The organism is Pseudomonas sp. TMW22089, from assembly GCF_022496645.1.
Classification (GTDB): Bacteria; Pseudomonadota; Gammaproteobacteria; order Pseudomonadales; family Pseudomonadaceae; genus Aquipseudomonas; species Aquipseudomonas paraversuta.
This window is the reverse complement of the sequence record NZ_SCFG01000004.1, coordinates 189,395-210,806: the sequence shown is the minus strand read 5'-3', so window position 1 is coordinate 210,806 and position 21,412 is coordinate 189,395. Positions and strand designations below refer to the sequence as shown.

18 protein-coding genes are annotated in these 21,412 nt (G+C 61.7%); 14 read left to right on the top strand and 4 right to left on the bottom strand.

Annotation, left to right across the window (positions count from 1 at the left end; genetic code table 11):
* The first annotated feature begins 9 nt into the window (after nucleotides 1–9).
* The 8 genes from EQV90_RS06440 (at nucleotide 10) to EQV90_RS06405 (ending at nucleotide 9,534) form a co-directional block, all read left to right on the top strand.
* On the top strand, nucleotides 10–1,143 hold the full coding sequence (locus tag EQV90_RS06440) for an acyl-CoA dehydrogenase family protein (RefSeq protein ID WP_160627472.1): 1,134 nt from the start codon (nucleotides 10–12) through the stop codon (nucleotides 1,141–1,143).
* Nucleotides 1,115–1,534, top strand: a complete 420-nt coding sequence (locus tag EQV90_RS06435) for a MaoC family dehydratase (protein ID WP_003445078.1) — start codon at nucleotides 1,115–1,117, stop codon at nucleotides 1,532–1,534. The genes EQV90_RS06440 and EQV90_RS06435 overlap by 29 nt, the downstream gene beginning before the upstream one ends.
* Before the next feature lie 18 nt (nucleotides 1,535–1,552).
* Nucleotides 1,553–2,731 carry a lipid-transfer protein gene (locus tag EQV90_RS06430; protein ID WP_003445091.1) on the top strand — a complete coding sequence of 393 codons (1,179 nt, stop codon included), beginning with the start codon at nucleotides 1,553–1,555 and terminating at the stop codon, nucleotides 2,729–2,731.
* Between the two features lie 9 nt (nucleotides 2,732–2,740).
* Nucleotides 2,741–3,910, top strand: a complete 1,170-nt coding sequence (locus tag EQV90_RS06425; protein WP_003445092.1) for an acyl-CoA dehydrogenase family protein — start codon at nucleotides 2,741–2,743, stop codon at nucleotides 3,908–3,910.
* A 95-nt stretch (nucleotides 3,911–4,005) separates the two neighbouring features.
* Nucleotides 4,006–5,196, top strand: a complete 1,191-nt coding sequence (locus tag EQV90_RS06420) for an acyl-CoA dehydrogenase family protein (RefSeq protein ID WP_003445093.1) — start codon at nucleotides 4,006–4,008, stop codon at nucleotides 5,194–5,196.
* Between the two features lie 10 nt (nucleotides 5,197–5,206).
* The gene (locus tag EQV90_RS06415) at nucleotides 5,207–6,346 is read left to right on the top strand and encodes an acyl-CoA dehydrogenase family protein (RefSeq protein ID WP_003445094.1); all 1,140 of its coding nucleotides are present in this window, start codon (nucleotides 5,207–5,209) and stop codon (nucleotides 6,344–6,346) included.
* Nucleotides 6,347–6,374: 28 nt separating this feature from the next.
* Entirely contained in the window at nucleotides 6,375–8,063 is a 1,689-nt protein-coding gene (locus tag EQV90_RS06410; RefSeq protein WP_240877902.1) for a class I adenylate-forming enzyme family protein, read from the top strand.
* A 112-nt stretch (nucleotides 8,064–8,175) separates the two neighbouring features.
* Nucleotides 8,176–9,534: a DUF1329 domain-containing protein gene (locus EQV90_RS06405; RefSeq protein ID WP_003445096.1), complete on the top strand. Its 1,359-nt coding sequence runs from the start codon at nucleotides 8,176–8,178 to the stop codon at nucleotides 9,532–9,534.
* 565 nt (nucleotides 9,535–10,099) lie between these two features.
* Here the strand turns inward: EQV90_RS06405 and EQV90_RS06400 are convergent.
* The 4 genes from EQV90_RS06400 to EQV90_RS06385 form a co-directional block, all read right to left on the bottom strand.
* Nucleotides 10,100–10,453, bottom strand: a complete 354-nt coding sequence (locus EQV90_RS06400; RefSeq protein ID WP_160627478.1) for a VOC family protein — start codon at nucleotides 10,451–10,453, stop codon at nucleotides 10,100–10,102.
* Between the two features lie 87 nt (nucleotides 10,454–10,540).
* On the bottom strand, nucleotides 10,541–12,670 hold the full coding sequence (locus EQV90_RS06395) for an FAD-dependent oxidoreductase (protein ID WP_240877901.1): 2,130 nt from the start codon (nucleotides 12,668–12,670) through the stop codon (nucleotides 10,541–10,543).
* Nucleotides 12,671–12,741: 71 nt separating this feature from the next.
* Entirely contained in the window at nucleotides 12,742–13,569 is an 828-nt protein-coding gene (locus EQV90_RS06390; protein ID WP_003445107.1) for an alpha/beta hydrolase, read from the bottom strand.
* Nucleotides 13,570–13,587: 18 nt separating this feature from the next.
* The gene (locus tag EQV90_RS06385) at nucleotides 13,588–14,916 is read right to left on the bottom strand and encodes an MFS transporter (protein WP_240877900.1); all 1,329 of its coding nucleotides are present in this window, start codon (nucleotides 14,914–14,916) and stop codon (nucleotides 13,588–13,590) included.
* A 275-nt stretch (nucleotides 14,917–15,191) separates the two neighbouring features.
* Between EQV90_RS06385 and EQV90_RS06380 the strand changes: the two genes are divergently transcribed.
* From EQV90_RS06380 to EQV90_RS06355, 6 genes are read left to right on the top strand one after another with little or no spacing between them, the layout of a single operon-like run.
* Nucleotides 15,192–15,926, top strand: a complete 735-nt coding sequence (locus EQV90_RS06380; RefSeq protein ID WP_003445112.1) for a 3-oxoacyl-ACP reductase family protein — start codon at nucleotides 15,192–15,194, stop codon at nucleotides 15,924–15,926.
* Between the two features lie 30 nt (nucleotides 15,927–15,956).
* Entirely contained in the window at nucleotides 15,957–16,730 is a 774-nt protein-coding gene (locus EQV90_RS06375; RefSeq protein WP_003445115.1) for an SDR family NAD(P)-dependent oxidoreductase, read from the top strand.
* A gap of 9 nt (nucleotides 16,731–16,739) precedes the next feature.
* The gene (locus EQV90_RS06370; protein WP_003445116.1) at nucleotides 16,740–17,369 is read left to right on the top strand and encodes a nuclear transport factor 2 family protein; all 630 of its coding nucleotides are present in this window, start codon (nucleotides 16,740–16,742) and stop codon (nucleotides 17,367–17,369) included.
* A gap of 10 nt (nucleotides 17,370–17,379) precedes the next feature.
* Entirely contained in the window at nucleotides 17,380–18,453 is a 1,074-nt protein-coding gene (locus EQV90_RS06365; protein ID WP_003445118.1) for an alkene reductase, read from the top strand.
* A complete protein-coding gene (locus tag EQV90_RS06360; protein ID WP_003445121.1) occupies nucleotides 18,450–20,312 on the top strand; it encodes a long-chain-acyl-CoA synthetase in 1,863 nt (620 codons plus the stop codon). The genes EQV90_RS06365 and EQV90_RS06360 overlap by 4 nt, the downstream gene beginning before the upstream one ends.
* Nucleotides 20,305–21,390, top strand: coding sequence for an MBL fold metallo-hydrolase (locus tag EQV90_RS06355; RefSeq protein ID WP_240877899.1), 1,086 nt, complete (start codon nucleotides 20,305–20,307; stop codon nucleotides 21,388–21,390). Before EQV90_RS06360 ends, EQV90_RS06355 begins: the two co-directional genes overlap by 8 nt.
* The last annotated feature ends 22 nt before the right edge of the window (nucleotides 21,391–21,412 follow it).

Sequence of the window (21,412 nt, the reverse complement as noted above, 5' to 3'; positions counted from 1 at the left end):
GGAGCGAGCATGGATTTCGAATTCACCGAAGATCAACACGCTATCGCCGAAATGGCCGGTAGCGTATTTGCCGACTACTGCACCGATGACCGCTTGCGTCAGTTCGACACCAGCGAACATGCCTTTATGGAGCCGCTGTGGCAACTGTGCACAGAGACCGGGCTGCAGGCCCTGGCCATCCCTGAAAGCCATGGCGGCAGCGGGCTGGGCATGACCGAGTTGCTGACGGTGCTCGAGGCCCAGGGCAGGGCTCTGGGGCAAGTGCCGTTGTGGCGCCATCAACTGGCCGCAGCAACCCTGGCCGCTTGGGCTGATCCGGTCTTGCAGGCATGGGCCACGGATGCGGCTGCCGGTCGCGTCTTGTTGACCCTCGACCTTGGGGGCTTGAGCGGTGCCCGGGGCCTGCAATTACAGGCCACTGCGCAGGGCCAGGGCTGGAGCCTTGACGGTCGGGTGGCCGGCCTGGCTCTGGCCGGACAGTCACAGGCGGCCTTGCTGCTGGTGAGCGTCGAGGGTCAGCCGCGGCTGGCATTTGTCGAGCTGGGCGCTGCGGCGATCAGCCATGTGCCGGGCCGTATGACCCATGGCGAAGCGGTGGCTGACTTGTCCATCGACGGGCTGTTTATCACTTCGCAACAGTTGCTGCCGGCCTGCGCCCTGGACTGGCTGGAACCACGCAGCATCGCGGCACTGGCGGCATTGCAGCTGGGGGTCAGCGCCGAGCAGATCCGTCGCACCGTGGAGTATGTCAGCGAGCGACGTCAGTTCGAACGCAGCATCGGCAGTTTTCAGGCGGTGCAAATGAGCATGGCCAACGCGCACATCGCCCTTGAGGCATTGCGCAGCAATCTGTGGCAGTTGTGCTATCGCCTGGATGCCGGCTTGCCCGCGCCGTCCGAGGCCCTGGCCACCGCCTGGCATGCCTGCGAAGCAGGTCATCTGATCGGGCACAACGCCCAGCACGTACACGGCGGCATTGGCGTCGATCTGACGTACCCGATGCATCGCTTTCTCTACTGGAGCCGCGCTTTGGGCTGTGCCCTGGGTGGATCGGCAGCATGCCTGGAACGCCTCGGCGACTGGCTGAGCCATAACGACAAGCTGGGATGGAAATATGACCTTGCAGAACACCAAGCGCTTTGACGATGTGCGCCCCGGCGAAACCTTGCCGGCCCTGGCGATCCCGATCACCGTGGGTCTGGTTACCGGCGGCGCCATTGCCACCCGTGACTACTTCCCGGGTCACCATGATTTGAACGCTGCCCAGGCCCTGGGCTCGCCGCACATTTTTATGAACATCCTTACCACCAACGGTCTGGTGCAGCGTTATGTCGAAGAGTGGGCGGGCCCCGAGGCGCGTTTTGCCTCGCTGAAGATCAAGCTCGGCGCGCCGAATTACCCCGGCGACAGCATGACCTTCAATGGCGCAGTCACCGGACTGGATGCTGCCACCCGCACGGTGGAAATAACCCTTGGCGGCAAAAATTCGATGGGCAACCACGTGACCGGTACGGTCACGCTGGTTCTGCCCTGATAGCGGGAGACAGCACACATGACGCAATCGTCACTTTCCGGTAGCGCCGCCATTGTTGGCCTGGGTGCGACCGAATTCTCGAAAAATTCAGGGCGCACCGAGCTGCGCCTGGCACTTGAAGCGACCCTGGCCGCCCTTAAAGACGCCGGAATCGACCCGTCCGAAGTTGAAGGTTTCAGCTCTTACTCGGTGGATAAAGTCCCTGAATACGAAATCGCCCGCTTGCTGGGCTGCAAGGACGTCAAGTTCTTCTCCCAGGTGCCCCATGGCGGGGGGGCCGCCTGTGCGCCGATCATGCACGCGGCCATGGCCGTGGCCACCGGTGTGGCCAAGGTTGTGGTGGTGTACCGCGCCATGAACGAGCGTTCGTGGTATCGCTTCGGCAGCGGCAGCTATGGTTTCGCCTCGACGCCGATTTTCGAAAACGTCAACTACGGCTGGTACATGCCCCACGGCCTGCATACCCCGGCGTCATGGGTGGGCATGTTTGCCCAGCGCTACATGCACACCTATGGCGCCACCTCCGAAGACTTCGGTCGGGTTGCGGTGGCGGTACGTGATTTTGCCGCGACCAACCCGGCCGCATTCTTTTACGGCAAGCCGATCACCCTTGAAGAACACCAGGCTTCACGCTGGATTTGCGAGCCGCTGCATTTGCTCGACTGCTGCCAGGAATCCGACGGTGCCGTGGCCATGGTGATCACCTCGGCCGAGCGGGCCAAAGACCTGCGCCAGAAGCCGGTGACGATCAAGGCCGGTTCGCAGGGGATTACCTCGGGCCAGCAAATCATGACCTCGTTCTACCGCGACGACATTACCGGCCTGCCGGAAATGGGCGTGGTTGCCAAAGAGTTGTATCGCCAGTCGGGTCTTGGGCCCGAGGCGCTGCAAACGGCGATCATTTACGACCATTTCACGCCGTTTGTACTGCCCCAGCTCGAAGAGTTCGGCCTGTGCGAACGCGGTGAAGCCAAGGAATTCATCCGCGCCGGGCACCATGCCCGCGGCGGCAAGTTTCCGATCAATACCCACGGCGGACAATTGGGCGAGGCCTACATCCACGGCATGAACGGCGTGGCTGAAGCCGTACGCCAGGTGCGTGGCACTGCGGTCAACCAGGTCGACAGCGTGGAGAACGTGCTGGTGACCGCCGGTACCGGCGTACCCACCAGCGGCCTGATTCTTGGTACGGCCTAAGGAGCTCACATGTTCGTCGACCTCACACCCGAACAACACGCCCTGCGCCTCAAGGTGCGGGACTATTTCCAGAACCTGATGACCCCGCAGCTGCGTGAACAATTGCGCGGCAAAGAGGGCGGCGAGCTATACCGCGACACCATCCGCCAGATGGGCCGTGACGGCTGGCTGGCGGTGGGCTGGCCCAAGGAACACGGCGGCCAGGGTTATGGTCCTACCGAGCAATTCATCTTCTTTGAAGAAGCCAATATTGCCGGTGCGCCGCTGCCGTTCGTGACCATCAGCACCGTGGGGCCGGCGCTGATGGCCCACGGTACCGAGCTGCAAAAAGCCAAATTCCTGCCGGGCATCGCCGCGGGCGAAATCATTTTTGCCATCGGCTATTCCGAGCCGGATGCCGGCAGCGACCTGGCGGTGCTGAAAACCACCGCCCGGCTGCAAGGCGACGAGTTTGTGGTCAATGGCACCAAGCTCTGGACCTCGGGCGCCGAGTCGGCCGATTACATCTGGCTGGCGGCCCGTACCGACCCTGAGCGCCCACGGCACAAGGGCGTATCGATCCTGATTCTGGACACAGCGGCTGAAGGTTTTACGACCACTGTGATCCCGACCACCAGCAACCCGACCGCCGCCACTTACTACGACAACGTGCAGGTGCCCCGGGACATGCTGGTGGGCGAGTTGCACGGTGGCTGGAAGTTGATCACGGCGCAGCTCAACCATGAGCGGCTGGGGCTGGGGGCATGGTCCGACAAGGTGGCAGGGCTGTTTCGCAAGGTCTTCATGTGGGCCCGTGAGGCCGACGAGCAAGGTGTTCGCGCCACCGACAAAGCGTGGGTGCGGGCCGGTCTGGCGCAATGTTATGCGCGGCTTGAAGCCATGCGCCTGATCAACCTGCGGATTGCCGCTGACCTGGAGCGTGAGCGCATGGACGTTGCGCTGGCGTCGACCACCAAGGTTTACGGCTCGGAGTCGGCGATCGAGATTCTGCGGCTGCTGAGCAACATCGTCGGGGCCAACGGACTGATTCAAGGCGGCTCGGCGGCGTCGTTGTTGCAAGGCGAGCTGGAGTACGAAGTACGTGCCTCGGTGACCCTGACCTTTGGTGGCGGCACCAACGAGATTCAGCGCGAGTTGATTGCCCAGTTCGGCCTGGGCATGCCGCGTACCCAACGCTGACCCCCATCACCTAACCGCAGGAGCGAGCTGTTCTCGACAAATAGCTCGTTCCTGCAGGTGTTGTGTCAGCAGGTGACCATTTACAGGTGAAACCCATGAACGCCATTGATCAGTTCAGAGAGCAAACCCGCAGCTGGCTTGAGGCCAACTGTCCGCCCTCGCAGCGTAAAGCCATTCCTGAAGGCGAGCTGGTGTGGGGTGCGAACGAGGTCGAGTTTCCCAATGCCGACGCCCGGCTGTGGTTCGAACGCATGCGCGACAAGGGCTGGTTCTGTCCGGACTGGCCACAGGCGTATGGCGGCGCCGGGCTGAGCGAGGAATACAACGCGGTGCTGGAAAGCGAGCTGCGCCGTCTTAAATGCCGGCCGCCGCAAATCAATCTGGGCATCTGGATGCTTGGCCCGGTATTGCTGGAATTCGGCACTGAAGAACAAAAGAAAAACCTCCTGACCCCGATGACCCGTGGCGAAGTGCGCTGGTGTCAGGGTTTTTCCGAGCCCAATGCCGGCTCGGATCTGGCGAGCCTGAAAACCTCGGCCCGGGATGCCGGCGATCACTTCGTGGTGGATGGCAGCAAGATCTGGACCTCCTATGGTGACAAGTCGGACTGGATGTACGCCCTGGTGCGCACTGATCCTGCGGCCAGCAAGCACACGGGGATCAGCCTGATTGTTCTGGACATGAAGAGCCCCGGGGTCAGCGTTGCGCCCATTGATTTGATCAGTGGCAAATCGGCGTTCTGCCAGGTGTTTTTCGACTCCGTCAAAGTGCCTAAAAGCCAGCTCATCGGTCCGTTGCACGGTGGCTGGAACCTGGCCAAGCGCCTGTTGCAACACGAACGCAAAGCCATGTCCAAATTCGGCGAGTTCAGCCTGCCGACGCATTTCCACTTGCTGCCACTGGTCAACGAGTACTTGCCCGAGCCATCCGGCCAGGGCGAGTTGGCCCTTGCAGCCCGTGCCGTGGCCTGCGCCATGAACGAGCAAAGCTACAACCTGACAGTCCAGCGCATGGGCCAGGAGGCCCGTGCCGGGCAGGACGTCAGCGGGCTGATGTCGATCATGAAACTGGTGCACACCGAACAGGAACGCGACAAGTTCGAGGTGTTGCTGGACGTGATGGGGTATCACGCTCTGGGCTGGGACAAGGGCGCTTTCAGCCCCCAGGAACAGGCCATCACCCGCGGCTGGTTAAACAGCTTTGCCCTGACGATTTCCGGCGGTGCGTCGGAAATCCAGCTCAATGTTATCGCCAAGCGGGTCCTTGGCCTGCCTGACGTGAAGTAAGGAACTCAGCATGAACCTGGTTTATAGCGAAGATCACCGGTTGTTGGCCGACAGCGCCCGAGAGTTCCTGGCCGCGCGCAGCCCCGTATCGCGCCAGCGCGCACTGCGCGATGAGGGCGGTGTCAACGGTTTTGACCCGCAACTGTGGCAGGACGCTGTGGCGCTGGGCTGGAGCGCGATTCCGTTCCCGGAAAATCTCGGCGGCCTGGATTTCGGCTGCATGGGCCTGGGGCCGATATTTGAGTCCATTGGCAGCAACCTCAGTGCCTCGCCGCTGCTTTCAAGCGTGGTGCTCAGCGGCTCGTTGCTGCACCTGCAGGGTAACGCCGGGCAACAGGATCGCTGGTTATCGGCGTCTATCAGCGGCGAGCGCCGCCTGGCCCTGGCCCTGGACGAAGGCTCACGCCACAACCCGGCGAACGTGGCGTTGCAGGCGGTGCCGAATGCAAACGGCTACAGCTTGAGCGGCAACAAATATTTTGTCATCGACGGCGTGGGTGCGGATGCCTACCTGGTGGTCGCCAAGGGCGCAGGAGCGGGCCTTAGTCTGTTTCTGGTGGCCGCTGATGCGCCGGGCCTGAGCGTCCAGGCGCTGCCGCTGATCGACTCGCGCAATCATGCGCGACTGCAGCTGGACCAGGTCCAGGTCGGGCATGACGCGCTGCTGGGTGAGCCCGGATCCGCAGGCCCGGCGCTCGAGATTGCCCTGGACCGCGGCCGCGTGTGCCTGGCTGGCGAAATGCTGGGCATGGCCGAGAAGCTCTTCGCCATGACCCTCGACTACCTGAAAACCCGGGTTCAGTTTGACGTCAAGATCGGCTCCTTTCAGTCACTGCAGCATCGCTCTGCCGAGCTGTACGTGCAGATACAACTGGCGCGCAGTGCGGTGATGGCCGGGCTTGCGGCGCTGGACGACAGCCGTCTGAGCGCCGCCGAGCGCCAGCGCTTTGCCAGTCTGGCGAAGTGGAAAGCGGGGCAGATGGCCCTCAATGTCGCCAATGAAGCGGTGCAAATGCACGGCGGGATTGGCGTAACCGATGAGCTGGACGTGGGGCTGTTTCTGAAACGCATACGGGTAGCCCAGGCGAGTCTGGGGGATGCCGATTACCACTGCGAGCGCTACGCAGATCTGATGCCCGCGCACGCCTAGGCCGATTGCCAGTCAGGAGAATAATAAGATGAAGCTTGAACAGTGGCAGAGCGCCTGGCAGCAATTGACTGGTGCCGGCTCACCTTTTGAAGTGGTCACCCAGCCGGGGAGCGGATCGAAACATTTTCGGCATACCGCTGCCCACGTCTGGGCTGCAATCGACAGTGGCCGGGTGCATGGCGAGCGCGAGTTTCTGGTGTGGGAACAACAGCGTCTGACCTTCAACCAGTTTTTCGATCAGGTGGACAGGCTGGCCGGCCAGCTGGTGCATCGTTTCGGCGTGCGTCAGGGCGACCGGGTGGCGATTGCCATGCGCAATCAGCCCGCGTGGCTGGTGGCGTTTGCGGCCATTCAGCGTTGCGGCGGGGTGTGCGTCCCCCTCAACAGCTGGGGCCTGCGCGATGAGCTGTTTCATGGTCTGCAGGACAGCGGTGCACGGCTGTTGCTGTGTGACGAGCCGCGCCTGCACTTGCTCGATGGCGACTTGCGCGAACAGGGGCTGGCGACGATTGTGGTCGGTCTGTCCGCCGGCCAGTTGCTGGCTGAACACTGCCAGCGTCTGGAAGATCTGCTGGCGGCCCCGGTGCTGACTGCACCGGCCCTGAAAGTGACGGCCGATGACCCGGCCATGATCCTCTATACCTCAGGCACCACCAGCTTGGCCAAGGGCGTGCTGTCGACCCATGGCGCGGTGTGCCAGGCCCTGGTGGCACTGGAGTTTCAGGGGGCGTTCTGTGCCCTGAGCTCGCCGGAGCGTATCAGCGTGGTGATCAACTGCGGCTATGCCCCAACCACCTTGATGGCAGTGCCGTTGTTCCATGTCAGCGGCCTGCATGCGCAATTCCTGCTGGCCTTGCGCAGCGGTCGCCGCTTGTTGCTGATGTACAAGTGGGACGTGGAAAAGGCTCTGGACCTGATCCGCGATGAACATTGCACCCAGTTCAACGGCGCGCCGGTGATGATGCAGCAACTGCTGACCTCGCCACGTTTCGGCACGGCCGACACCAAGAGCCTGTTCGGCCTGGGGCTGGGGGGCGCGGCGCCGTCCAGCAGTCTGTTGGCGCATCTGACCCAGCGCAAACCGGAAGCGGTGGGTGGCAGTGGTTACGGCCTGACCGAAAGCAACGGGATTTGCGCGGCCATCGGCGGTGATCAGTTTGTTTACAAACCGGCTGCTGCCGGCTGGCCATTGCCAATCGTCGATGTGCGTATCGGTGACAGTCCGGACCGGCCACTGCCCAATGGCGTCAGCGGGCTGATCTGGATCCGTTCACCGACCTTGATGAGCGGTTACTGGAACCTGCCCCAGGCCAGCGCCCAGACCTTGCGCGATGGCTGGCTCGACACCGGTGACATCGGCCTGCTGGATGACGAAGGATTTCTCTATATCACCGACCGGGCCAAGGACTTGATCAACCGTGGCGGGGAGAAAATATCCGCAGCCGAAGTGGAGTCCTGTGCCTGTGAAATGCCTGGCGTGATCGAAGCCGCCGCCTTTTCGGTGCCGGACGATGTGCTGGGGGAAGTGGTGTTCCTGGTGGTGCGCGGTGACCCGTCCGACACCCCGGACAGCGAGGCGGTGCGCAGCTTTATCGCCCAGCGTCTGGCGAGTTTCAAAGTGCCGGCGCAGATCCATGTCCAGCACACCCCTTTTGCCCGCAATGCGTCGGGCAAGATGCTCAAAGGTTTGCTTAAAGAGTTGTTGGTAACGCCCTGAGTAGTCTTTGTGGACGATGTAGTCGCCGGCAAATGGCGAAGAATGGACGCATACCCCTTAGCAAGCTTTTACGCGTAGGAGGCAATACATGAAAATAACAAGAACAGGCGTAATGCTCGCAGCCGCCATGTCCGTCAACGTACTGGCCATCGGTCCGGCTTTTGCCCAGGTGTCTGGCGCAGAGGCAGCCAAACTGGGCAAGGAGCTGACCTGTGTCGGTGCTGAGCAGGCCGGTAATGCGGCGGGCACCATCCCGCCGTACACCGGCAAATACCTGGGCGAAGTACCGGGTTGGAACCACGTTAAATTCTCCGGTGACCAGCCAGTGGATCCCTATGCCGCTGAAAAGCCGATTGTGGTGATCACCGCGCAAAACATGGCCCAGTACGAAGACAAACTCACCGAAGGCCAGAAAGCGCTGTTCAAGCGTTATCCGACCACTTACAAGATGAACATCTACCCGGGCCACCGTGATTTCCGCTACCCGGACTACGTGTGCCGGCGCGCCATGAGCAACGCCCTGAACGCCAAGCTGGTGAACGATGGCATGGGCATTGAAGGTTTGGGCCAGGTCCCGTTCCCTATCCCTAAAAGCGGTATGGAAGTGTTGTGGAACCACCAGTTGCCGGCCCGTGCCTGGACCGAAGAAAAAACCAGTGATCTGGCCTCGGTTCTGCCCAATGGCAGCATTGGCTGGGGGCGTGCCTATGCCCGGGGCCTGTCGCAGGCCAACTCACCGATTGTTGAACCCAAAACCGAAGACAAAATTCAGGCCATGGGCAACAACACCACCCTTAAACCGGCGCGTGACAACGGTGTGATCAGCATCTCCCACGAACCCTACGACTTTCAGACCAACCCGCGTCAGGCCTGGAGCTACAGCCCCTCGACCCGCCGCGTGCGCTTGCTGCCCGGCTATGGCTATGACCAGCCGATGATCGGCACCAACGGCACCATGACAGTGGATGAAGACCGTCTGTTCAACGGCTCGCCGGAGCGCTACACCTGGAAGCTGCTGGGCAAGCGTGAAATCTACAGCCCGGCCAACGCCTACAAGCCGAACGCGGGGACGGTGAAATACGCCGACATGCTGACCCCCAACCATCCCAACCCGGACCTGATGCGTTATGAACTGCGTCGTGTGTGGGTGGTGGAAGCCGATCTGAAAGAAGGCTATCGCCACCTGTACGGCAAGCGCGTGCTGTTCATCGACGAAGACACCTGGAACGCGGTGATGGCGGACAACTACGATGCCCGTGGGCAATTGTGGAAGCACGCGATGGTCAACTACTACTACCACCCTGACATGAGTGGCTGGCAGGCGGGTTCCCAGTTCTTCATGGACTTGAACTCGGGGCAATACACCGGCTACGGCATGACCAACGAAGCCAAGAAAGGCCCGATTCTCAATGAAGGCAAATTCACTCCCGACCAATACACCGCCGATGCTGCGCGGGCGATGGGGCGTTAAGCAAGTGGTCATAAGCTAACAGCTGCAAGTAACAGCAAAAGCCCTGTCGGTTAACGACGGGGCTTTTTGTTTTTACCGCTGTAACGGGTTGCCGGGTTGTCTTTATCGCTGGCAAGCCAGCTCCCACAATGGGATGTGATCGGGGTTGCAGAACCTGTGGGAGCGAGCTTGCTCGCTAGCTTTTTATCGGCCTCATACTGAACACCTGGTGACTGTGGACTGCTTGAGAAGCTCGCGAGCAAGCTCGCTCCTACAGATGAAATTATCTGTCTGTCGGGTTGCCTTTATCGCTGGCAAGCCAGCTCCCACAATGGGATGTGATCGGGGTTGCAGAACCTGTGGGAGCGAGCTTGCTCGCGAGCTTTTTAGCGGCCTTATATTGAAAACCGGGTGACTGTGGACTGCTTGAGAAGCTCGCGAGCAAGCTCGCTCCTACAGATGTAATTACCGGTATGTCGGGTTGCCTTTATCGCTGGCAAGCCAGCTCCCACAATGGGATGTGATCGGGGTTACAGAACCTGTGGGAGCTGGCTTGCCAGCGATGGTCATGGCGCAGTTTTATATTCTAGCCCTGGGTCCAGACCGCCAGTTCATAGCCATCCGGGTCGGTGAAATGCAGGCGGCTGCCGCCCGGGAAGGAGAATTCGGGGCGGGAGATGCTGCCTCCGGCCTGGAGGATGGCCTGTCGGGCAAGGGCCAGGTCGTCGGCGTACAGAATGATCAGCGGGCCACCCGGGCGCACCGGCTCGCCAGTGGTGAAGCCGCCGCTCAAACGGCCGTCGCTGAATTCGGTGTAGGCAGGGCCATAGTCAGTGAACGTCCAGCCAAACACGGCGCCATAGAAGGCTTTGCTGCGCGCTATGTCGTGGACGTTGAATTCGATGTTGTCGATTCGATAATGGCGGGGGTCGGTAGTCATGGTTATCTCCTTGAAACTCAGCACTATAGCTGCACTCAGGAAGTAACACAGGTCAACGCCGGGGGCGGGATGCCGCCCCCGGCGGGTTCAGGCCTCGCGTCCTGCTTTGTGGCCGGCGCTGATTGCCCCTTCGATGTAGCCAATGCTCTGACAGTCACCAATGCTGCTGGCCGATAACCCTGCGCGGGTCAGTTCATCCAGCAAACGGGTGTCGGGTTGCGCGCCAATGGCCAGTACCACGGAGTCTGCTTCGCTCTGTCCTGAACTGCCATCTGCCAGTTGATAGCGCACGCGATTGCCTTCAATGGCTATCACACTGGCACCGGTGATCAGCTGTCCGCCATGCACGCGTATTTCATGCAGCACCCGCCAGCGGCGCACGATGGCCAGTTCGCGGCCAAGATGGCTACCGCTTTCCAGTACGGTCACCTGGCGCCCGCGGGCGATCAGGAACTCCGCCAGTTCCAGGCCAACCAGGCCGCCACCGATGATGGTCACGCGCTTGCCCAGGGGCATCCATACCCGTGACAGTTTTTGCATGGCCTCGCTGCTGTCGGTGACCCCCGCCAGGTTGCCGGCTTTCATCAGGGTGCGCTGGGTGAAGGACAATTTACGCTTGGCAATTTCCTCCGCCCGGTCGCCGGTCATCAGGCGCCGCAGTTCATCACCGCTCCAGACATGGTCCTGATCTGCACCGGGGATGTCGGGGGCCGCACGCTCGGCACCGACGGCCACCAGCACCTGGTCTGCGCCCAGGTCGCGGAGCAGGGCAGGGCTGGCCTCAGTATTGAGGCGCAGATCAATCGAAGATTGCTGCACCTGAACCTTGAGGTTGTCCAGCAAGCGGGCGTTTTCGGCATAGGCCAGCCCGGCAAAGAACAGGGTCCCGCCGAGGCGGTCGCTGCGTTCGATCAGGGTCACCCGATGCCCGCGCAGGGCAGCTATTCTTGCGGCCTCCATGCCGGCAGGCCCGGCACCGATGACCGCAATATGTCTGGGGCTGGCGGTGGGGCTGATGACGTATTCGAATTCGTGGCCGGTCATGGGGTTGACCGCACACTTGACCCGCTCGTTGACGAAGATCTGGCTCACGCACACGTAGCAGTAGATGCACGGGCGGATGCTGCTTTCCTGATCGTTGAGCAATTTGTTCGGCAGTTCGGGATCGGCCAGCAGCTTGCGGGCCATGGCGATAAAGTCGCAATCACCACGCTTCAGGGCGGCTTCACCGGCCTGGGGTTCGATACGGCCTACGGCGATTACCGGCACCTGCACGCTGCGCTTGATCGCCGCAGTCCATTCCATGAAGCCGCCGGCTTGATGCACCAGCGGTGCTTCGGTAAACACCACGCCGCTGGTGATCCGCGCACTGGCCGACACACTGACCGCATCCACGCCTGCCGCTTCGGCCATGCGTGCCACCGCCTTGGCGTCGTCCAGGCTGATGCCGCCGGGGGTATGCAGTTCTTCGGCGTCCAGACGCAGCCATACGGCAAATTGCGAGCCGACTTTGGCCCGCACGGCAGCGATGATCTGCAGCAGCAGGCGGGCGCGGTTTTCCAGCGAACCGCCGTACTCATCCTCACGCTGGTTGTAATAGCCGGACAGAAAACCGGCAATGATATAGCCGTGGGCGGCGTGCAGTTCGACACCGTCGAAACCGGCGCGCTGGGTACGCTCGGCGGCGCAGGCAAACCAGTCGATCATTTGCCCGATGTCGGCACTGTCCATCACGCGGATGGGCGAGCCTTCGGCGCGGCGCTTCATGGAACTGACGAAGTTGGCCAGTTCCTCAGGGGTCAGGGCCGCCATCATGTCGCTTTGCAGTACCGGGGGCACTGACGGTACCCACAGTTGCCGTCCTTCAGCCATATCCCGTACCGAGGTCTTGCCCGCGTGTTGCAGCTGCATGGCAATTTTTGCACCGTGGCGGTGAACGCGCTCGGCGAGCTGGCTCAGGCCCGGGATAAAGTCATCGCTGGACACGCCGACCTGGAACGGCTCGGCGGTGCCCGCCGGGAACGCCACTGAACAGACCCCCATGATCAGCAGCCCGGCGCCGCCACGGGCGCGGGCTTCGTAATAGGCTTGAATCCGTTCGCCACAGTGGCCATCGGCTTCGGCAAAGTTGGAGCCCATGGGCGCCATGATGATGCGGTTGCGCAGCTCGATTGAGCCAATGCGACCGGGTGCCAGCAACTGAGAGAATTTTGTCATTGTTGTTTTTCAGTCCGAGCAGGATAAGAAGGGCTGAGGGCGACCCGCAGGCCGCCGTCAATGTTGCCTGTTCAGTTTTTGAGGAAGTCCAGGCACGCCTTGTTGAATAGCTCCCGGTGTTCAACCTGGACCCAGTGGCCGCAGCGGTTGAGCATGATAAAACGCGCATCCGGTGCATGCTTGAGCACTTTGAGGGCGCCGCTGGCCGGGTTGAAGTTGTCGTCGGTGCCCCAGAAACCGAGGATCGGTACTTGCAGCTCTTCAAGGCGCTCGGTCATGTTCGGCACCATCATGGTGGTGAACAGATTGCGCGGTTGGTGCACGGCCACCGCCACTCGCTCGGCCAGCAGGCTGTCTTCGAGCTGGGAGCTGTCGAACAGTTGCAGGCTCATGATCCGGCGCATCTGCTCGATGCCCAGGGGCCCGGCGTTGTACAGCTCGACCATGCGCTGAATGCCAACCATCTTGAAGTAGGTTTCGCGATCTTCAACGCCGCCGGGGGCCATCAGAATCAGCTTCTCCACGCGCTCGGGCTCGGCCAGTGCCAGCCCTAGGGCAATGGCGCCGCCCAGGGAGTTGCCCAGCAGGGTGGCGCGCTTGACCCCCACCGCCTTGAGAAACCCGGACATGGCGTTAACGAAGAAGTCCAGGTTGTACTGCGCGTCTTCGGGTTTGTCGGAGCGGCCGAAGCCCGGCAGATCCACCACCAGATTGCGAAAGCCGGCGGCGACGAACTGCGGGTAGTTGCCTTTGAAGTTGCTGTAGCCGCTGGCACCCGGGCCGCTGCCGTGCAGCCACAGGACTACCGGGCCGCTGCCCTCATCGAGAAAGTGCAGGCGCAGGCCGCAGTCCAGTGTCACGAAATGGCCGACGGGCAGCGGAAGGTCTTGTTCAGTCATCACTCAATCTCCGGAATATCAGGCACTGACCGCTTCAGCCAGGGGCGCTGGGGCAGGGGTGTTGTTCAAATGGTTGCGATAGCGCGGCAAGGCCATGGCCAAAAATACCGAGGCCAGCACCAGCAGCGAGATACAGTACGCCAGTGCGTAGCGCAGGCCTTCGTTACCCAAGGTGTGGGCAAAGCCGTCGCTGAGCATGCCGATCAGCAGCGGGCCGACACCCACCCCGAGCAGGGTCATGGCCATCACGAAAATCGCCGTGGCCTGGGCCAGGCGTGTGGCCGGGAACAGGTGCGAGATGGCGCCCAGGCAGGGTGTTGCCCACCAGGTGCCGAAGAAACTGAACACGCAATAGAACAGGAATGCGCTGGGTACCGGGGTGCTGCCGACATGGAATGCCGTGCCGGTTGGCCAGAGAAAATAGGCCAGGCCAAAGGGGATACTGATCAGGGTGCCGAGCAGCGGCACTCCGATTTGCCAGCCTTTGTCACGACGCGCCAGGCGGTCGCACAGGATGCCGCAGGTCAGGGTGCCCAAGGTAGCCCCGACACCGCCGGCGACGCCCGCCAGCAACCCGGCGTCCTGCAGGCTGAGGCCGTGGGAGCGGATCAGAAAGCTGGGGCTCCAGGTGCCGATGGCGTAGCCGGCAATGGCCGCGGAACCGCCGGTGAGCACGATCCAGAGGAAGGACGGGGTCTGGAACAGTTCGCGTACCGTCACCGCCCAGTGGGCTTGCGCCACTTGATTGGGGCTGACCAGCATTGCAGGTTTCGGTGCCCGTACGGTGAGCAGTAATAGCAGACCGAGAAAAATCCCCGGCGCACCGATCACCACGAATGCAAAACGCCAGCCGTAATGCTGGGCGATCCAGCCGCCCAGGCCGAGGCCGAAAATCGCCCCCAGGCTTGAGCCCAGCATCAGCACCGAGAGTGCGGTGGAGCGGCGTTCCGGTGGGTACAGATCCGAGACCATGGCCATCGACGGGGCAGTGCCGCCGGCTTCGCCGATGGCCACGCCGATCCGGGCCACCACCAGCATCGCAAAGCTGGCCGCGAAACCGCAGAAAATGGTCATCACGCTCCAGGCAATACAACTGAATGCGATGACTTTCTTGCGTCCGATACGGTCAGACAATCGCCCCAAAGGAAAGCCGAACAGGGTGTAGAAAACCGCAAAGGTCACACCTGAAAGCAGGCCGATACCGGTATCGGAAATACCGAATTCAGCCTTTACCGGCTCGATCAGAATTGCCATCAGCAACCGATCGATATAGTTGAAAACATAGATGGCAGCCAGTACGCCTAACGCGTAGTGAGTTCGCCAGGTGGGACGTAAAGTTATCGACACGACGGGTTCTCCCGGTTTTGTTCTAGTGAGCGATTTATTCCACGAACCCTGCGCCATGGACATCGTCCATTCAGACCAGCTTTGGCTCAGGGGGCCTGATCACTGAAGCGGTATTTGTTGCAGTCCATTGCTGCCATCCCGGACAAGCTTGCTGCCTGCGGTTCGGTGCTTAGTCCCATCGGACGATGTTCAGCTTTTTCCTCCAGTCAATGATTGTCCCCATGCACCGCCCACGGCTTACGGGCGGCCGACATCTGGCAGGTGGGAGAAACACCATGAAGTTGCTGAATAAAGTTGCGTTTGTGACCGGTGCAGGGCAAGGCATGGGCCGGGCGATTGTGCGCCATTTCGCCGAGCAGGGCGCAGTGGTAGTGGCGGCCGATATCAACCTCGATGCGGCCAACCAGACCATTGAAGGGCTGGGCGACAAGGCGCTGGCCGTGATCTGCAACGTCGCCGACAGTGATTCGGTGGCGACCGCCATGGCCGCTGTACAGGCGCGCTTCGGCAGCCTCGACATTCTGGTCAACAACGCCGGCATCGGCTCCATTGATGCATTCGCCGAGACACCGGACGAGAACTGGCAGCGGGTGATCGGGGTGAATCTCACCGGCACTTTTTTCTGCAGCCGTGAAGCCGTGAAGTTGATGCTCAAGGCCGCCACCCCGGGTGTGGTGATCAATATTTCCAGCACCTCGGCCCTGACCGGCGAAGGTCCAAGCCACTACTGCGCGGCCAAGGCCGGCGTAATGGGGCTGACCCGCAGCATGGCCCGTGAGCTGGCCGCCAACGGCATTCGCGTCAACACCATTGTTCCGGGCCCGACCAACACTCCGATGATGGCCGACATCCCGGATGACTGGATGCAAAGCATGCTCAAGGCCATCCCTCTGGGACGCATGGGTGAAACCGAAGAAATCGCCCGCGTCGCTGCCTTTCTGGCCAGCGAAGACGCCGGCTTCATCACCGGGCAAAACCTCGCGGTCAACGGCGGCATGGCGTTTATCTGACCCCGGGGCACCGACAGGAGAGAGCAGAGCATGGGTACTCGTTTACAAGGCAAGGTTGCATTTATCACCGGCGCAGGCTCGGGCATTGGCGCGGCTACCGCCCTGCGGTTTGCCCAGGAGGGTGCGTTGGTGGTGCTCTGCGGTCGCCGCATCGAGCCGCTGGAAGCCGTAGCGGCACAGATTCGCGATGCCGGTGGCCGTGCTGAATGTGCGGTGGCCGATGTCAGCAATGAAGCCGCCTATGTCGGTGCCATCGGCGCTGCCGCTGAGCGCAATGGCCGCCTCGACATTCTGGTGAATAACGCCATGGCCTACAGCTGGGGCGCAATTGACAGCACTAGCACCGCCGACTGGCATTCCAACTTTTCAACCACGGTCGACGGCACGTTCTGGGGCACCCGCACGGCAATGGGCCTGATGCGGGTCCAGGGCAGCGGTTCGATCATCAATATTGCCTCGATCTGCGGGCTGTTCGGCACGCCTTGGATGGCCGGATATTCCGCTGCCAAGGCGGCGGTGATCAACTTCAGCCGCGCGGCCGCCAGTGAAGGTGCCAGCCACAACATCCGCTGCAACGTGGTGATCCCCGGCATCGTCGAGACCCCGGCCACCGCCGGCATGCTGACCGACGACAAGACCCGGCTCAATACCGAAAAACTGATCCCGCTCAAGCGCGTCGGCCAGCCCCTGGAAGTGGCCAACGCCATTCTGTTTCTGGCCAGCGACGAAGCCTCGTACATCACCGGTGCCAGCTTGCCGGTAGATGGCGGGCGCAGCAGCGAGTTGTACACGGTACTGGAATAAGGACTTTTTATGGAACAGAACGCCTTGCTTGCCCGGCTTGACCGCCTGGAATCGATTGAAGAAATCCGTCAGCTGGCCGGTAAATATTCGTTGTCGCTGGACATGCGCGACCTCGATGCCCACGTCAATCTGTTTGCCGAAGACATCCGCGTCGGTCGCGAAAAAACCGGACGCGCGCACCTTAAAGCCTGGGTCGATGACACCCTGCGCGACCAGTTCCATGGCACCTCGCACCACCTGGGTCAGCACCTGATCGAGTTCACCGATCCGGACCATGCGGTGGGCGTGGTGTATTCCAAGAACGAGCACGAGACCGGTCCTGAGTGGGTGACCATGCAAATGCTCTATTGGGATGACTACGAGCGCATGCAGGGGCGCTGGTATTTCCGTCGTCGCTTGCCGTGCTACTGGTACGCCAGCGACCTCAACAAGCCGCCGATCGGCACGCAAAAAATGCGTTGGCCGGGGCGCGAACCCTATGCCGGGACCTTCCACGACCTGTTCCCGTCCTGGACCGAATTCTGGGCCAGACGCCCGGACAAGGATCAGTTGCCGCAAGTGGCCAGCGCCGCTCCGGTGGAACACTTTCTTGCCACCCTGCGCCGTGGGGCTGGCGCACCGAAAATACGCGTGCGCTAAGGAGCCCGTTATGAGCATTTTGTTTGAACCCGTACGCCTGGGTGACCTTGAACTGGCCAACCGGATCGTCATGGCGCCCATGACCCGCAGCCGTGCCGATCAGCACGGGGTACCTACCGCGGAAATGGTCGAGTACTACCGTCAACGGGCCTCGGCGGGTCTGATTGTGGCCGAAGGCACTTCACCTTCGGCCAATGGTCTGGGCTATTGCCGGACCCCGGCCATCTACAACGCCGAACAGATTCGCGCCTGGAAGGCCGTGACCGATGCGGTGCACGCCGAAGGCGGCCTGATCGTGCTGCAGTTGATGCACGTAGGCCGTGCTTCCTGCGCCCAGAACAAACCCGCAGGCGCTGCAACCGTTGCTCCTTCGGCGTTGCGCGCGCGCACCCAGTTGTTTACCGATCAGGCCGGGCTGGTGGACAGCGACGAGCCACAGGCTTTGTCGCTGCAAGACATTGCCGGGGTGATCGATGAGTATCGCCAGGCGGCCCTGAATGCCCGTGAAGCGGGTTTTGACGGGGTTGAGTTGCACTGCACCAGCGGTTACCTGCCCATGCAGTTCATGGCTTCGGGCAGCAACCTGCGTGAAGACCGCTATGGCGGCAGTGTCGAAAACCGCGTGCGTTTCCCTGCTGAAGTACTGACCGCCATGGCTGCGGCCATCGGTGCCGGGCGTGTGGCGTTGCGCCTGTGCCCGGGCAACCCGTTCAATGACATCAGCGACGAAGATCCGCTGGCCACCGCCGAAGCCCTGTGCCGGGCCGCCGAGCCGTTGGGTCTGGCCTACGTGCATATCATGCGCTCGCCCCTGGCCGAGCTGGATGCCTTCGCCCTGGCGCAGCGCCATTGCAGCAGCGGACTTATTTTGAACGACGGTTTTGACGGCGCATCGGCCGAGGTTGCCTTGCAGGCCGGTCAGGGCGAGGCAGTGTCGTTCGCCCGGCATTTTATTGCCAACCCGGATCTGGTGGAGCGCCTGCGCCGGGGCTTGCCTCTGGCCCGCTTCGATCGCAAAACCCTGTATTCGCCAGGTCCTGAAGGCTACAGCGATTACCCGCAGAGCGAGACGGTGACGCCATGAACGATATGTCGCGTTTCAGCACGCCCGTGGCACCCCGGCAACAGCCAGTGCCCCGCGAGCAGACTCAGGAGCTGCTGGACCTGCGTTCGGCAGCCAGCGCGCAGATCAAGCCGGCGGACCTGTACACCCTGGCCGATCGTCTTGAGGCGCAGGCCCGCAGCTTTCCCCAACGACCATTTTTGATCTACGGCACTGATGTATATAGCTATGCCCAGGTCGACGCCCAGGCCAATCGCATGGCCCGGGTGTTTTACGACAAGGGTCTGCGCCCCGGTGATGTGTGCGCGATTGCCATGGAAAACCGCCCGCAGTTCTTTTTCTGCTGGTTTGGCCTGGTCAAGCTTGGCGCCGTGGTGGCGTTTATCAATACCCAGGTCAATGGCAAGCCGCTGGTGCACGCACTGCAGACCACTGAGGCCAAGGCCGTGGTGGTCGGTGAGGAATGCCTGGACAACCTGTTGTCCACCGAAGGCTTGCCGGATGTGCCGTGGTGGTTGATTGAAGATCCGGAAAACCCCCACGACCGCGTGTTGCCGGCCTGCGTCGACCAGAGCTTTAGCGAGCAGATTGCCCGCGCTGCGGACACAGCTTTTGCCCGTGAAGTGCGCGCTGCCATTACGGCTGAAAGCACCACTTTGCTGATTTTCACCTCGGGCACCACCGGTTTGCCCAAGGCTGCGCGCTACAGCCATATGCGCTGGATGTCTTCGGGTGACGTGATGGAAGTCACCATGGGGGCCACTGCCCAGGACGTTTTTTATTGCTGCCTGCCGCTGTACCACGGAGCTGCCGCGACTTCGGTGACCTCTACCGCATTGCGTGTCGGTGCCAGCATTGTGGTGCGGCGCAAGTTCAGTGTGCGTGAGTTCTGGCAGGACGTACGCCGCAATAACATCACGGTGTTCCAGTACATCGGTGAAATTTGCCGCTACTTGCTCAACCAGCCCGTAGTGGCCGGGGAGCGGGAGCACAGTTTGCGTTACATGCTCGGCGCCGGCCTGACGTCCGAGTCGTGGCAGCGCTGGCTTGAGCGCTTCGGCCCGATCCAGGTGTTCGAAGGCTGGGGCGCCACCGAGGCCAACGCGAATCTGATCAACGTCGACAACTATGTGGGCTCGTGCGGCCGGGTACCGGACTGGAGCCGGACCAATCTGCGGCTGGTGCGCTACGACGTTGAAAGTGACACCCATCCACGGGACGAACAGGGTTTCTATCAGCTCTGTCAGCCGGGTGAAGTGGGTGAAGCGATGGGTTTCATCGTCAATCATCCGCAGATCGGCGGGGGGCGTTTCGAGGGCTATACCAGCGCCGCTGCCAGCGAAAGCAAGATCCGCCGCAACGTGTTCCAGGCCGGAGATGCGTACTGGAGTTCCGGCGATCTGTTGCGCTATGACGACGACGGTTATTTCTATTTCGTCGACCGTATCGGCGATACCTTTCGCTGGAAAAGCGAAAACGTTTCCACCCTGGAAGTCGCCGATACCCTCAGTGACTTGCCGGGACTGGAACTGATCAATGTGTATGGCGTGCAAGTGCCGGAACACGAAGGCCGGGCGGGCATGGCGGCGATCCTGATGCAGGCCGGCCACACCTTTGATCCCCAGGCGTTCTATGACCTGACCGAAGCGCGCTTGCCACGTTATGCGGCGCCGATGTTTGTGCGGGTGTCGGCGACGGCTGACATGACCAGCACCTTCAAGTTGCGCAAGGTCGATTTGCAGCGTCAGGGCTACGCCCCGGGCCTGTTTGCCGATCCGCTGTTCGTGCGTGACGAAAGCACCCGTACCTATCAGCCGTACTCGCTGCAAGTACTGGCCCGGGCCGGGCTGGCACCTTTTGTGGGCAGCAGTCATGAGTGAAATCGACGCCCGGGGCCATGAATGGCGTGACGGCCTGCGCTACCCGTGGCCTCAGGCGCCGGCCAGCGGGCAGGTGCAAGAGGTGGCCGAGGGTGTGTTGTGGCTGCGCATGCCGCTGCCCTTTGGCCTGGACCATATCAACCTGTACCTGCTGCGCCATGGCGACGGCTGGGTGGCGGTGGATACGGGCCTCAACAGTGACCAGTGTCGTGAGGTATGGGAGCAGGTATTTGTCGACGTGTTCCAGGGCCTGGCGCTCAAAGCGGTGATCTGTACCCATTTTCACAGCGATCACACCGGTGTGGTGGGGTGGCTGGCCGAGCGTTTTCGGTGTCCGGTGCTGATGACCCATGGTGAGTTTGAAGCTCTGCACCATGGCCCGCCGATGGCGAAGACACCTGATTGGGCTTTTGTCGATTTTTATCAGAAAGCCGGTTTCAGTCCCGAGCGCACGGCAGCCTTGTTGCCGCTGATCCAGGGTGAGCATTTTCGGCCGCAGTTGGTGGCCGGGTTTATCCGGTTGCAGCATGGCAGCGAGCTGACCATTGGCGGCAGGCGCTGGCAGGTGGTGATGGGCAATGGTCATTCACCCGAGCATGCATGTCTGTATGCCGCTGATGACGGCTTGCTGATTTCTGGCGATCAAGTGTTGCCGTGCATCACTTCAACCATCGCCGTCTATGTCACGGAGCCCGAGGCCAATCCATTGCGCGACTGGCTGGCATCCATCGAGCGGCTGCGGGTCATTCCCGACAGCGTGTTGGTGCTGCCGGCCCATGAACGGCCGTTCTGCAATTTGCATCTGCGCCTGGACCAGTTGCGTGACCACCATCTGAACCATTTGCAGCAACTGCACCAGGCCTGTGCGCAACCGCTCACGGCGCTGGAAATGATGGCGGTGTTGTTTAAAAAACTGTCAGGTCGTTTTGACGAGCTGATGGCGGTTGGGGAGACGTTGGCTCACGCCAATTACCTCATGGCCGAGGGGGCGCTCGTTCGTGAGGTTCAGGGAGGGCTGCATCGCTATTCGCAGGCCGGGACAGGAGTCGTGAAGTTCGACCCGCTTCAGTTGTCATGAGCAGGGTATATGCGCTGCAGAA

Bases quoted from the DNA above. Each gene is read 5' to 3' on its own strand.
- EQV90_RS06380 (WP_003445112.1), top strand. From the start codon at position 15,192: ATGAAGTTGCTGAATAAAGTTGCGTTTGTGACCGGTGCAGGGCAAGGC.
- EQV90_RS06420 (WP_003445093.1), top strand. From the start codon at position 4,006: ATGAACGCCATTGATCAGTTCAGAGAGCAAACCCGCAGCTGGCTTGAG.
- EQV90_RS06360 (WP_003445121.1), top strand. From the start codon at position 18,450: ATGAACGATATGTCGCGTTTCAGCACGCCCGTGGCACCCCGGCAACAG.
- EQV90_RS06375 (WP_003445115.1), top strand. From the start codon at position 15,957: ATGGGTACTCGTTTACAAGGCAAGGTTGCATTTATCACCGGCGCAGGC.
- EQV90_RS06355 (WP_240877899.1), top strand. From the start codon at position 20,305: ATGAGTGAAATCGACGCCCGGGGCCATGAATGGCGTGACGGCCTGCGC.
- EQV90_RS06370 (WP_003445116.1), top strand. From the start codon at position 16,740: ATGGAACAGAACGCCTTGCTTGCCCGGCTTGACCGCCTGGAATCGATT.
- EQV90_RS06400 (WP_160627478.1), bottom strand. From the start codon at position 10,453: ATGACTACCGACCCCCGCCATTATCGAATCGACAACATCGAATTCAAC.
- EQV90_RS06415 (WP_003445094.1), top strand. From the start codon at position 5,207: ATGAACCTGGTTTATAGCGAAGATCACCGGTTGTTGGCCGACAGCGCC.
- EQV90_RS06425 (WP_003445092.1), top strand. From the start codon at position 2,741: ATGTTCGTCGACCTCACACCCGAACAACACGCCCTGCGCCTCAAGGTG.
- EQV90_RS06365 (WP_003445118.1), top strand. From the start codon at position 17,380: ATGAGCATTTTGTTTGAACCCGTACGCCTGGGTGACCTTGAACTGGCC.
- EQV90_RS06440 (WP_160627472.1), top strand. From the start codon at position 10: ATGGATTTCGAATTCACCGAAGATCAACACGCTATCGCCGAAATGGCC.
- EQV90_RS06435 (WP_003445078.1), top strand. From the start codon at position 1,115: ATGACCTTGCAGAACACCAAGCGCTTTGACGATGTGCGCCCCGGCGAA.
- EQV90_RS06410 (WP_240877902.1), top strand. From the start codon at position 6,375: ATGAAGCTTGAACAGTGGCAGAGCGCCTGGCAGCAATTGACTGGTGCC.
- EQV90_RS06405 (WP_003445096.1), top strand. From the start codon at position 8,176: ATGCTCGCAGCCGCCATGTCCGTCAACGTACTGGCCATCGGTCCGGCT.
- EQV90_RS06430 (WP_003445091.1), top strand. From the start codon at position 1,553: ATGACGCAATCGTCACTTTCCGGTAGCGCCGCCATTGTTGGCCTGGGT.
- EQV90_RS06395 (WP_240877901.1), bottom strand. From the start codon at position 12,670: ATGACAAAATTCTCTCAGTTGCTGGCACCCGGTCGCATTGGCTCAATC.
- EQV90_RS06390 (WP_003445107.1), bottom strand. From the start codon at position 13,569: ATGACTGAACAAGACCTTCCGCTGCCCGTCGGCCATTTCGTGACACTG.